The following is a 12,883-nucleotide window of genomic DNA, read 5'->3' as shown; positions in this document are numbered from 1 at the left end:
TGTAAAGTGAGGAAAGCGTGTGAATATCTCAATTGTTACAGTTGGAAAATTAAAAGAAAAATATTTAAAGCTTGGAATCGAAGAATATACAAAAAGGCTTTCAAGCTATTCTAAAATAGAAATTATCGAGGTGCCAGACGAAAAAGCACCAGAAGTTTTAAGCGAAGCAGAGATGCTGCAAGTGAAGAAAAAAGAAGGCGAACGAATCCTCGCCAAAGTTCCAACTGATGCACATGTTATTGCACTAGCTATAGAAGGTAAGCAAAAATCTTCAGAGGAATTAGCAGATACAATAGATAAATTAGGTACATATGGGAAGAGTAAGGTTACTTTTATTATTGGTGGATCGTTGGGTCTTAGTGATGAGGTATTGAAGCGAGCGGATGATAAGCTTTCGTTTAGTAAGATGACATTTCCCCATCAGTTGATGCGGTTGATTTTGGTGGAGCAGGTTTATCGGGCGTTTCGGATTAATCGGGGTGAACCGTATCATAAATAGAGGCAAAAAAAGTTGAAGATAAGGTGGATATTTTCCATTTGATTCAGAATTAGAAGGTGTTGATAAGCCTTCTTTTCCTGTTTCTAAATAGAGCATGTGGATAAGTGTAAACGTATTTGAAAGGTTAACTTCCGTAAAATCAAATTCAAGTTCAACTTTATCAATTTGACGTAGATGATCATTTGTTCATCCAACAGTGATCTTTTTAACCAACAGCTGTAGCAATTGCTTTTGTTTATCTCTGGTAGAGGACTTATAGACTTCTACAAATTTTCCTAATAGAAGATGTACCAACTCAGGAGGGATAACTTTTGTATCAGATTTACTTATTTCCGTTATTAAGTTATTCCTCTTTTGTTCAATTGCACTCTTTTCAATAGCCACTTGCTGTAATCGTTCTTGCAAAACTGTAACAGGAAAAAGATTTTGTTCAAAAGCTTCTAGATATCTATTCTGAAGTGCTAGTGTTTCCTCTAACTTCGAATCAGTTTCTTCCAGTTCTTTTTTTAGTATTTTTATGGATTCAATTGAGGTTTTAGTTAATGAGTTAATAGTTTCATCAAACCTTTGTTTATTGGATAAAAAGCTCTCTATACGTTGGAACAGAGCATTTTCAGCATCATAGGCTTTAACTGAATTGGCTTTACAGGCTGCTGATCCCTTGTTGTGAAAATCACTGCAAACATAATATCTGTGCTTTCTTTTGGTACCGTCACTTAAAGTGTAAGTAGTAATTGAAGGTACCATCCCTTGTCCGCAATCAGGACAGCGTAAGATACTGCTCAATAGAAATGGTTCGTTGGATTGTCTTTGCTTGAACGATTTACTTTTCCTACGAGATTGAACAAGACTCCAAAGTTCATCATTGATAATCGCTTCATGCTGACCTTCTACTAAAATAGGATTATCATTTCTGCCTCTTCTTCTCTTCTTATCCCAGTTTTCAACCTTTAACCAACTAATTTTTCCGTTATAGACTGGGTTGTCTAAAATAGTTGCCACTCCATTTATAGAAAAATGACGATCACGTTTGGTTCGATACCCATTTTTATTAAGCTGATTTGCAATGGCTTTTAAGCCCTTTCCTTGGGAATAAAGAGTGAATATCTGTTTAACTACTTCAGCTTCCTCTTTGTTTATTACGAGTTCCTTTTCAATAGAATCATAACCGAATATAACACCGCCATTCCATGAACCTTCTAAGGCTCGTTGTTTCATACCAAGCTTAACGTTCTCAGACAATGTATTTCGTTCCATTTCGGCAATAGAAGCCATCAGCTGAACGACTAGACGGCCTATTGGACTACTGGTATCAAAGTTCTCGGAATAAGAGATAAACTTTACTCCGTAATCTTCAAATTTGTCTAACAAAGTAAGAGTATCTAACATATTCCGCGATAAACGTGAGATTTTCCATACAAGTACCGCCTGAAATTTTTCCTGTTCAACTTCTGCTACAAGTCTTTGCATAGCAGGGCGGCCGGTGATATTCTTTCCAGAAATCCCTTCATCCACATACTCGTCGACGATTTCCCAATTATAAAGATTTACGTATTGTCGAAGAGTTTGTAATTGAGCGCTAATGCTATAGCCCTCAGATGCTTGTTCCTCGGTGCTAACACGTGCGTAAATAGCTACCTTTTGAATTTCCATTGCATTACCTCCTTGTATTAATCCTGAGTCCGTGACGTAATTAATAATAAATGTGCCCACAAAGCCTGATATAATAATGTTATCAGCTGATTTATGTTGATAATTTTATTTCACCAGGCAGGTGTTGAAATTGGTTAAGTTTATTTTAGAAGATTCCGATGATACATTAACGACCCATTCGGGTCTAGGTTTAATAGGTTTGCTTTTATCAAAAACAAAATTTTACAAACGTTTTTCATCCTTAAAGGTCCCAGAAATCAAGTCGTCTCCGGCCATTCTTAATGGGGATGTTACCACTTCTTATGTGGGTCTATTGTGCCAAGGTAAGAATGATTTCGACCATATCGAAGAATTTCGAGATGATCCCTTCTTTTATCGTGCATTGGATATTCAAGTGGTTCCATCAAGTCCCACACTACGGCAACGACTCGATCAAATTGCCAAGGTGACTGGATGGAAATCCATTGTTCTGGAAGAATCGGCTAAACTAATACGGCAATTTGATTCTCCTGTCACTCCAACAATTACTAGTGACAAAAAATCATACGTACCTCTGGATATTGATGTATCGCCATTTGATAACTCAAATACTAAGAAAGAAGGGGTTAGTCGCACATACAAAGGATGTGACGGGTATTCCCCTAACTTCTCCTATTTGGGTCAAGAAGGCTACGTTGTAAATGTGGAACTTCGGGAGGGAAGCACACACGTTCAAAAGGATACTGAGAAATTTCTCGAGAAAAGTATTATATATTCTCGGATGATTACTGATCTATCGTTATTGGTCCGTATGGATGCAGGAAACGATAGTGTCGAAAACCTAAAAGTTTGTGTGAATGAAAAGGCCGATTTCATAATTAAACGAAATCCTCGCCGTGAAAAGCCTGAAAACTGGCTCATGGTAGCTGAACAATTCGGTAAATGCGTTCAGGAGCGAGAAGGAAAACGTGTATTCTATGGTGCTTTAGAAACAACTCCAAAGGGAATGAAAAAAGCCATTCGCCAAGTCTATAAAGTAACAGAAAGAACGATTGATAAAAACGGCCAAATCCTCTTAATCCCAGATGTTGAGTTTGAGAGCTATTGGACTACCCTACCTAATGAAACAGAGGAAATAATTAGCCTTTATCACGAACATGCCACTTGTGAACAATTCCACAGTGAATTAAAAACGGATTTAGACCTAGAACGTTTCCCTTCTGGGAAATTTGCCACCAATGAATTAATCTTACATCTTGGATGTTTAACCTACAATCTCCTTCGGATTATTGGCCAAGAAAGCCTGAAATCAGGGGATGCGCCGCTTAAAAGAAAGGTCTTCCGTCGCCGAGTAAAAACGGTTATCCAGAATTTGATTACATTAGCTGCAAAATTGGTAAAGCATTCCCGAAGAATTTACTTAAAGTTTGGAAATCATAGTCCTTGGTTTCCTACTTTTAAACGACTGTATCTTTCATTTACAACATAAGCCTAGGAAACTGAATAGGTAATAAGACCTGAAAAAAATTATAGGTAAGCAGGTTTTATTTAGTGTACACAAAAAACAATCAATCCAACTTAAATTAGTACGAATGGCAAGAAAATAAGGAATTCCTAAAATTATCGGAAGAATTATTTTTTATCACGGATTCAGGTTAATGATACAGTGAAAATAAAAAAAGGAGAAAGGACAGTTCTCCTTTTCTCCTATACTAATGACAAGTTATCGGGACTAAAATTATAAATTATGCTCTTTATTTTACGCTGTTTTGTGTTCTCTTCTTTAAAGATATGAATTTCCTTAATTATATAATGACACAGTGATTTTCTTTCCTCATCAGAAAGTACTTCATATAAATCTGAAAAATTTTTTACAGAGTAAGCAATGATTTCGTTGGAGATTTGACTTTTTTTAAATCTTATTTGAACATTAATTTCTTCTAGTATTAATTTTTGTTTATTTAACTGTTCTTGATAACCCAAAAGTTTATTTTTAAATACTTTCTCGTCGAATGGGACAGTTTCATCGTCGAGTAAGTCCATGACAGTTTCCATCTTTTTATTAATATGTTTTATTTCTTTTTCAATTTTCTCTGCCTCTTTATATAAAGGTTCGAGTTCAAAACACAGTAATGAATCTGTTGCAGATTTAATATAAGGTGCTAGATTGAGATTTTGGAAAAAATTGTTTAGCTCATGTAAAATGGTCTCTTCTGCATATTCCTTTTTTACAAGGTTTGATGAACAAGCTGCCTTGCCACTATTTTTATTTTTACTGCATTGATAATACTTATATTTAGAGCTGCTATTACCTTGAACCATAGAAGATCCACATTCAGGGCATTTTAAAAGTCCTGATAGTGGATAGGAACCCGGATGAACCTTTTCTTGTTTATAACTTCTTGTTTTCATTGTCTCTTGGGCTAGATCCCAAAGAGGTAATTCAATAATTTTCTTATGGACACCTTTTCGGTATTCTCCCCTCCACTTGGTATTTCCTATATATATTTGGTTTTCTAGAATCGTTTTGACAGTATTAATGGTCCAATACTGCTTATTTTTTGTTTTAATTCCTTGAAGGTTTAGATATGAAGCAATTTTTTTATAGCCCCACTTTTCAATTGCGTATTTTTTAAAAATAAATTGCACTACTTTAGCTTCTTTAGGTTCAATAACTAACTTTTTATTAGATGTTTTATAACCATAGACTTTACCACCTAAAAATTTGCCTTCTTCTGCTCTCTTTTCCATACCAGAGAAAGTTCTCATGTTAATAAATTCTCGTTCAAGTTCGGCTACTAATGCTAATATATGAACAAGAATTTTTGAAGCTGGATCTTCAGTATTAACATTGTCTTTAATTGATATAAGGTGTTTTCCTAATGAGTTAAGTCGTTTCATAATATACAAAGTATCTAATGTATCACGTGAAATTCGATCTTGTTTGAAGACAATGATATAGTCTACATTATCCTTCGATCTAATTACATTATTGTACATTTCTTTAAACCCATCTCTGCCTTCAAACGATTTTCCTGATTTAAGATCATCAGTAAACGTATCAACTAACTCAATATCATTTTCTTCACAGTATTTCTTAATTTCTTCAAGTTGTTTTTCAATTGATGTGTTATCAGTAAATTTATTGGGGCTTTTTCTCAAATAAGCATAAGCTCTTTTTTTTCTACGAACTTCCTTATTTCTCATGTTTTTTTTATTTTTACTCATTAACTACACTCTCTCCATTCATGAGTTTTTTTTCTAGGGTCATTGAATGTTTAATAATTAGTTCAGAAATATAATATAAAAAGTCAGAAGCATTTATTTCAGCTTGGTCCTTATCTATGAGAAATGAATCATAGTATGAATTATAGTCAGATGATATTTCCTTCTTCATAATTAATCTTCCTCGAATATAAAAATCCAAATAATTGCCGGCTATATCTGGTTGAAAGACATAGTACCTTCGAAATTTTAATATTTTAAGATATTAAGAATAAAAATTTTAAGTTTAAATATTCAGAAAAATATAATGGTATTTATGGGTGAAAAGATCAGTTAAGAATGTTAAAATGAGGAAAGTGAGGGATTAAATCCTTTGCTTCCATATGGCAAGGCCATTGTGGATATAGAGCAAAATAATCCACCCTAACGGTTCACAGTGTAGCGGGGTGGATTATTTATTTACATCAATGTTTTAATATAAGCAAAATAACAAGATGTTTAATTCTATGAATTCTTTTTAGTATGAGGGGGGCGAATATGTATTTTTTACTATTTTTCTTAGTTTTTATGGTATTAATCATCCTAATTGTTATAAAGAGAAACAATAAAAAGTTAGCCATAGCTTTAGCTGTTATACTGTTTCTGCTTACTATTGGTGGAATTATGTTTATCAGAGATGTTGTGCAAAATTTTGCCCCATAGTTACTAACCGAGATCAGAATATAAACAGGAGTATGAAGAATGAAAAGCTCAAATAAAATAGTTGTTGCTCTTAAAGGTGTTATTGTAAATGAAGGCAGGGTATTAATAGTTCAACGTGCAAAAGAAGATAAAATCGGCGGCGGGACTTGGGAATGTGTTGGTGGAAAAATAGAGTTTGGAGAAGATTTAGAATCTGCACTCTTACGAGAAATTAAAGAAGAAGTAGGATTATCTGTTACAGTAGAGAAACTTTTATATGCTACTACCTTCAAAACGGATCCAACAAGACAAGTTGTTATTTTGACTTATCTATGTAGTAGCGATAGTAGTACTGCTATTCTTTCTAAGGAACATTCTAGTTTCAAGTGGGCCACTAAAGAACAATTGAGATTACTATTGTCTCCGGAAATAATAACTGATTTTGAGAAAAATAATGTTTTCTCTATAGAAGTATTGAATTAATATCATCTTCCTTGAAAAGTGATTGTATCAATAAGTGGTTCACTTACCATGGAGAAAAATCATAACAAATCATTCACTAAATAATTTAAGCTATATAGATTGAATTAATGTTTCTTACATGTGTTGATTTCCGCTCTTGTCGCACGCTTTCCGCGGGGCGGGCGGCAAGCCTCCTCGGCGCCCTTGCGCCTGTGGAGTCTTGCCTGACCGCTTCTCCCGCAGGAGTCGGCGACTTCCGCTCCAATCAACGATATAAACTGCGACATTCTTTAGTTTAACTTATATATAGGCAAAAATATTTTTTTTGAAAGAGTATATGTTTAGAATTTTGTAAGAGATAAACTTCTTGTTTTTGCTAATTCAAAATGACCGAAAGTTGACGGTGTTGCCTGTCCAGAATTAGACGGTTATAATGTCCATATGTACATGATTCGAAACATTTCGACATTTATGATTATGATTCTGGAGAAAGGAAAAGACGCCTCCCATTATGTATACCTGCGCCAACAGATATACGGGAGACGTCCCCTAAAAAACCATATGATTATTGTATCAGATTATAAACTAATTGAAAACAAAGGAGTTTTTAGTTAGAGGTGCGGGGAGGATTCCTTCTCCCTGTTGCGGGAAAAGCATGAGCGTAATTGGTACTAGAGATAGAAAATCAAGAGAAAGTTCTGGAGAGACAAAAGTATACAACATTCGGCGATTAGGTTGTGATCAATGCGGCCGGATTCATCATGAATTACCAGATTTCTTAGTTCCATATAAGAGGTATAAGGCAGAGTGTATTGAGTCGGTTCTTTCGAACCCTTCTTCACATGATGTTCCAGCTGATGAGTCTACCCTATTTCGTTGGTTAAATTGGTTTAATTATTTTGTAGATTACTGGGCTAATTGTCTTATGTCTATTGTGCTTCGAACTAAACAAGGCGAGGTCCCTTTGAATTTGACGTCCGCAAATTCAGAGCCTGCACTTCAAAGAATAGGACGGCTGGTGGGGAATGCCCCCAGATGGCTGGAGAGAATTGTCCGGCCAATTGTGAATTTTAATTTGTGGCTACATACCCGTTCTGCATTCTTGTCCGAAGAAAGCTGATTTACACTCATGATAATCACATTTGTAAAAGGAGTGTTATCATGAGAAATCAAAAAAAGGCAGAAGAGATTGCAGTACAAAGGTTCCAACTCATTGCCCCTTTGTTGGCGGAAGGGCTAGATGCTGGAAAAGCAAAGGAATTGAAAAACCATATATGTAAGACCAGCGGTCTTTCTGAAAGGACAATCAGACGTTACCTTGAGCAGTATCGTAATGAAAGTTTTGAAGGGCTAAAGCCAAAAGGAATCTCAGAACAAATGAAAAAAGAGGGCATTCCCTCGCATTTATTGGATCAAGCGATTCTTCTTCGAAAAGAAGCCCCTACTAGAAGTGTTGCCCAAATTATTCAAATACTAGAGTGGGAGGGCTTGGCTAAACCAGGGCAGCTAAAACGTTCAACCCTTCAAGAAAAGTTAACTGAAAGAGGATATAGTTCTAGGCAAATGAGGCTCTACTCTCAAACAGGAGTAGCGGCTAGACGATTTCAAAAGCGTCATCGTAACCAGCTGTGGCAATCGGATATTAAATATGGACCTTATTTGCCCATTGGACCAAACGGCACGAAGAAGCAGGTCTATTTAGTAGCTATAATAGACGACGCAACCCGATTTATTCTGCATGGTGCCTTCTATCCTACCCTAGATTCCAGGATTATAGAAGATGCTTTTCGAAACGCTATACAAAAATACGGCGTCCCTGATGCTGTTTATTTTGATAACGGTAAACAGTACAGAACTAGGTGGATGTCTCGTACTTGTTCCAAATTAGGCACAAGGCTAATCTATGCAAAACCGTATGCGGCTGAGTCAAAAGGAAAGGTTGAACGCTTTAATAGAGTGGTAGACTCTTTCTTAGGTGAAGCAGCGCTTGAAAAGCCCAATTCATTAGATCGCTTGAATGAGCTCTTTCAAGTATGGTTATCAGAGTGTTATCAAAATAAACCACATTCCGGTCTTGGGGAGAACATTAGCCCTGAAACTGCTTTTCGAAGCGATAAAAAAGCCCTTCGATTTATTGATCCTGACAAACTAGCGAATGCATTCTTGCATTGTGAGACGCGGAAAGTAGATAAGTCGGGATGCATTAGTTTTATGGATCAGAAATATGAGGTTGGCCTATCCTTTATTGGTCGTCAAGTAGATGTTGTTTATGACCCTGCGTACTTGGATGAGCTAACAATTGAATACGAGGGGCATTCCCCGTGGAAAGCCAAAAAGCTTGTGATTGGTGAAAGAGCTGGGAAACGTCCAACATTGCCTTCACATCTCCAATCACATAAAACTGATTCTTCCAGACTTCTTAAAGCAGCCGAACAGAAGCATCAAGAACGAAAAATTGAGCAAGCTCCAGCCGTTTCTTTCCGTGCTATTTGGAAGGAGGATGGCGAAGATGTTTGAGGACTTTTATGGAATGAAACATACCCCTTTTACTCGGGATGTTCCTCCAACTCAACTTTATGAATCGTTTACGATGCAAGAAGTTTTGGGCCGGTTAAAGTATGCGGCAGAAAGACAGTTATTTGCCGTATTAACCGGAGATTGTGGCACTGGGAAAACCACAACAATTCGGAAATTTGTCGATGGCCTTGATGGCGGCAAATTTCAAGTACTATATTTATCCGATTCAAAACTAACTCCCCGGCATTTTTATAAAGGATTATTAGAGCAGTTGGGGTCGGAAGCGAAATTTTATCGAGGGGATGCAAAACGGCAGCTACATCGGGAAATTGAGTTAATGAGAGGCATTCATGGGATCCAACCCGTAGTTGTAATAGATGAATCCCACCTGTTAGACCGTGAGATGCTTGAGGAGGTTAGATTTTTACTGAATTTTAAAATGGATGCGCAAAGTCCGATGGCTCTTATCCTTGTGGGACAAAGTGAATTATGGGACCGTCTGCGTCTTCAATCATACGCAGCCATTCGCCAAAGAATTGATATTCAATTTAGATTAAGTCACTATGATCAGGCTCAGGTTAATGAATATGTCTCACGACATCTAGATTATGCTGGGGTAGACCAACAAATCTTTTCAGACGGTGCTTTGGAGGAAATTCATCGGTTTTCTGGTGGAACGCCAAGACTTATAAATAAATTATGCACACACAGTCTCCTGTATGGAGCCCAAAATGGACGTCGTATCATTGATGATCATATGGTTAAGCATGTCATTCAGGGGGAACTGTCATGAGCAGACTGTGGTTGAATATGATCTATGAGAAGGATTTAGATTGCTGGTCAGTGGTAATGGATGATGATAACTACATGATACATTGTGGTGAGTTTTTTGAACTTTGTATTGAAGGAGACATTGGAATTCCTTGTCGGTTGGAATTAGATAGGCAGTGGTATATTGTAATGGGATCTGAAGGTGTAAAGCTTGATTTAAAGGAAAATGAGATATATAAAATTGGAATTTGATATTGAAAATGGAGGCTTAGTGATTCGCAGCCTCCATTTTTTGGTCATTTTCTCCATCAAAATCGGGACAAAGTATACCGTCAATTTCTGGACAATATAGTTTAGCATTAACAACTTCTTTTTAGATAAATTTTTTATAACTATACGTCAAAACAAAATTTATTAAAATGTATTGAGTGAGAAATGATGCCATTCCTATATTAAGTGTTAACAAACTCAAAGTTAACACTTAATATAGGAATGGCATTTTCCTTTTTTAAAATTACTAAAGTTGTAAGTAATATGAACGATGAAAAGAGGAAATCCATGTATTTACAAAAAGTTATACTTTATGTATAATGCTTAATTTCATATAATTATAGAATATGTGATTTCTATAAGAATGTACGTTCTGATATAATGTATATAGAATGAAGTACTGGGAGTGAAATAAATGCTAGAGAGAAAACCTACTGTAATTGATATGTTTTCCGGGTGCGGAGGGTTATCCAGAGGTTTTATGGATGCAGGGTTCGAGGTATTGCTTGGGGTAGATAACGAAGCGATAGCTCTTAAAACATTTAAGGAAAATCATGGGAATGCTGAAACTTTACAAGCAGATTTATTTGATCCTGCTACGATCCTTGAAATGCAAAAGGTAATAGGAGATAAAAAAGTAGATCTCATAGTTGGTGGCCCTCCATGCCAAGGTTTTTCATTGACTGGACCGAGAGATGCCGATGATAAAAGGAATACATTATTCAAATCAATGGTGGAGGCCGCAAAAGTTTTTCAACCCCAAGCTTTTGTCTTAGAAAATGTTCCGGGTCTTGCAACCTTATACAAAGGTAAGGCTAAGGATGAAATATTAGAGAGTTTTTCAAAATTAGGTTATACGGTTAATTATCAAGTGTTATATGCGCCTGACTATGGTGTACCACAAATACGAAAACGAATATTTTTTGTCGGTATTAAAGGTGAAACACCATTTGTATTCCCAGAACCGACTCATTTCCCACACGAATATGTTACTTGTGGGGAAGCTATTAGTGATTTACATGATAGAGAAGATAACAATCTTGGTGATGAAATAGATGTATATATGAATCAACCGTTAACCGACTATCAAAAATACATGAGGGAAAAAACATCTGTCCTATATAATCATGTAGGAACAAAACATACAGATCATGTAAAAGAGGTAATTTCTTTGGTGCCGGAGGGTGGTAACCATAAAGATTTACCTCCGGGAGTTGGGGAAAGTCGGAAGTTTAATGAAGCTTGGACAAGATATCATAGTCAAAAGCCTTCTAAGACAATTGACACTGGCCATAGGAACCATTTCCACTATAAATACAATAGGGTACCAACAGTACGTGAAAATGCACGGTTACAAACCTTTACAGACGACTTTGTGTTTTATGGAACAAAGACACAACAGTATCGACAAGTTGGTAATGCAGTTCCACCTTTACTCGGATACCATATTGCAAAAAAATTAAAAACCTATCTAAAGATAGAACAAGAAGTGTGAAATAGATGAGTAAATACAATGTAATTGATATATTTGCGGGCTGTGGTGGATTGTCTGATGGTTTTGAAAAAACAGGGATGTATAACCTGTTAGCAGCAGTTGAATGGGAGAAAGCACCTGCGAGTAATCTAGTAAATCGGTTAGAGACTAAATGGGATATATCCGATGCTAAAGAGCGTGTATTAGTTTTTGACCTACAGCGGACAGATGAATTATTCTCTGGTTGGAGCAATGATGAGAAATATGGTTCCAATCAGGGGTTAGACCAACTGATAGGTGATAAGGATGTGGACTTGATTATCGGTGGACCACCTTGTCAGGCCTATTCCATAGCTGGACGTATTAGAGATGGGAACGGTATGAGAGATGATTATCGTAACTATTTATTTGAAAGCTACATGAAAGTGGTAAAAAAATATCGTCCAAAGGCATTTGTCTTTGAAAATGTTCAAGGTATGCTGAGTGCAAAACCGGGTGATACTCCGGTAACTGAGTTAATTAGAAAAGAAATTGAAGACGCTGGTTATCAAATTGTTAATGACTTGAAAGAGCATGCACTTTTGGACTTTACTGAGTTTGGAATTCCGCAAAAGAGGAATCGAGTAATTATATTAGCTCTAAATAAGTCCATGTTTAAAAATCCTGAAAAAGTACTTTTAGATTTTTATCATAGAGTGTTACCTAAGTACAAAGAGGCAAATAAAAGTACAGTTAGAGATGCAATTGGAAATCTTCCACCTTTATACCCATCAGAACAGGATATTAAACAGAATGGAAAGAAATACTCACATATACCAAATGAAGTAAAAGTTCCGAATCATGATCCAAGGTATCACAGTAAGAGAGATATAGGAATTTTTAAGTTACTAACTAAGGATATTGAACAAAGGATTTTTAAATACGTATCAACAGAAGCCTTGAAAAGACTTTATACTGAGACCACGGGAAAAAAATCTAATGTACACAAGTACTATGTGTTACGGTGGGATGAACAGAGTAACACAATTCCTGCCCATCTATATAAGGATGGTTTGCGACATATACATCCGGACTCAAACCAAGCACGATCAATAACTGTTAGAGAAGCAGCAAGACTTCAAACATTTGATGATGATTATCAATTTATCAGTAGTGCGGGAGATAACTACAAGATGATTGGAAATGCTGTTCCGCCAAAGTTCTCCGAAAAACTTGCCCGTGCTGTTGCTGAAATCCTTTCAAATGATTATGAAGAATATTCTTATGAAAAAAGCGAAGCTTATAATAAAATATAGGAAAGACGGCCTAATAAGGTCGTCTTTTTTTACTGATTTTGTTAACATTATTCTTAG

Annotated in this window: 12 protein-coding genes; 9 read left to right on the top strand and 3 right to left on the bottom strand. The window is 36.2% G+C overall.

What is annotated here, in order from left to right; translation table 11 throughout:
- Positions 1-19: 19 nt before the first annotated feature.
- Positions 20-499, top strand: coding sequence for a 23S rRNA (pseudouridine(1915)-N(3))-methyltransferase RlmH (gene rlmH, locus NKG37_RS06140; protein ID WP_169189578.1), 480 nt, complete (start codon positions 20-22; stop codon positions 497-499).
- A 186-nt stretch (positions 500-685) separates the two neighbouring features.
- Here rlmH and NKG37_RS06135 read toward each other — a convergent pair whose 3' ends face one another.
- Positions 686-2,152: a recombinase family protein gene (locus NKG37_RS06135; RefSeq protein ID WP_254415985.1), complete on the bottom strand. Its 1,467-nt coding sequence runs from the start codon at positions 2,150-2,152 to the stop codon at positions 686-688.
- A gap of 124 nt (positions 2,153-2,276) precedes the next feature.
- On the opposite strand from NKG37_RS06135, the gene NKG37_RS06130 reads away from it, so the two are divergent.
- Positions 2,277-3,620, top strand: coding sequence for an IS1380 family transposase (locus tag NKG37_RS06130; protein WP_118977697.1), 1,344 nt, complete (start codon positions 2,277-2,279; stop codon positions 3,618-3,620).
- A 218-nt stretch (positions 3,621-3,838) separates the two neighbouring features.
- Here the strand turns inward: NKG37_RS06130 and NKG37_RS06125 are convergent, their stop codons facing one another.
- Positions 3,839-5,359, bottom strand: a complete 1,521-nt coding sequence (locus NKG37_RS06125) for a recombinase family protein (protein WP_254415984.1) — start codon at positions 5,357-5,359, stop codon at positions 3,839-3,841.
- Positions 5,352-5,528, bottom strand: a complete 177-nt coding sequence (locus NKG37_RS06120; RefSeq protein ID WP_019382834.1) for a hypothetical protein — start codon at positions 5,526-5,528, stop codon at positions 5,352-5,354. The genes NKG37_RS06125 and NKG37_RS06120 overlap by 8 nt, the downstream gene beginning before the upstream one ends.
- Before the next feature lie 569 nt (positions 5,529-6,097).
- On the opposite strand from NKG37_RS06120, the gene NKG37_RS06115 reads away from it, so the two are divergent.
- The 7 genes from NKG37_RS06115 to NKG37_RS06085 all read left to right on the top strand — a co-directional run bounded on the left by NKG37_RS06115 (position 6,098) and on the right by NKG37_RS06085 (position 12,826).
- The gene (locus tag NKG37_RS06115; RefSeq protein ID WP_254415983.1) at positions 6,098-6,520 is read left to right on the top strand and encodes an NUDIX hydrolase; all 423 of its coding nucleotides are present in this window, start codon (positions 6,098-6,100) and stop codon (positions 6,518-6,520) included.
- Between the two features lie 634 nt (positions 6,521-7,154).
- Entirely contained in the window at positions 7,155-7,619 is a 465-nt protein-coding gene (locus tag NKG37_RS06110; RefSeq protein WP_254414815.1) for a DUF6431 domain-containing protein, read from the top strand.
- A 41-nt stretch (positions 7,620-7,660) separates the two neighbouring features.
- Positions 7,661-9,016 carry a DDE-type integrase/transposase/recombinase gene (locus tag NKG37_RS06105; protein ID WP_254414816.1) on the top strand — a complete coding sequence of 452 codons (1,356 nt, stop codon included), beginning with the start codon at positions 7,661-7,663 and terminating at the stop codon, positions 9,014-9,016.
- Complete coding sequence (locus tag NKG37_RS06100; RefSeq protein ID WP_367976433.1) at positions 9,009-9,809, top strand: ExeA family protein; 801 nt, start codon at positions 9,009-9,011, stop codon at positions 9,807-9,809. Before NKG37_RS06105 ends, NKG37_RS06100 begins: the two co-directional genes overlap by 8 nt.
- Positions 9,806-10,039 carry a DUF5348 domain-containing protein gene (locus NKG37_RS06095; protein ID WP_254414818.1) on the top strand — a complete coding sequence of 78 codons (234 nt, stop codon included), beginning with the start codon at positions 9,806-9,808 and terminating at the stop codon, positions 10,037-10,039. The genes NKG37_RS06100 and NKG37_RS06095 overlap by 4 nt, the downstream gene beginning before the upstream one ends.
- Positions 10,040-10,472: 433 nt before the next feature.
- A complete protein-coding gene (locus NKG37_RS06090) occupies positions 10,473-11,552 on the top strand; it encodes a DNA cytosine methyltransferase (protein WP_254415982.1) in 1,080 nt (359 codons plus the stop codon).
- A gap of 5 nt (positions 11,553-11,557) precedes the next feature.
- Positions 11,558-12,826: a DNA cytosine methyltransferase gene (locus NKG37_RS06085; RefSeq protein WP_254415981.1), complete on the top strand. Its 1,269-nt coding sequence runs from the start codon at positions 11,558-11,560 to the stop codon at positions 12,824-12,826.
- Positions 12,827-12,883 lie beyond the last annotated feature (57 nt).

It is taken from the genome of Niallia sp. RD1, from assembly GCF_024219955.1.
GTDB classification, from domain to species: Bacteria; Bacillota; Bacilli; order Bacillales; family Cytobacillaceae; genus Niallia; species Niallia alba.
The sequence above is the reverse complement of the archived record's forward strand: the minus strand, read 5'-3'. Positions and strand labels throughout refer to the sequence as shown.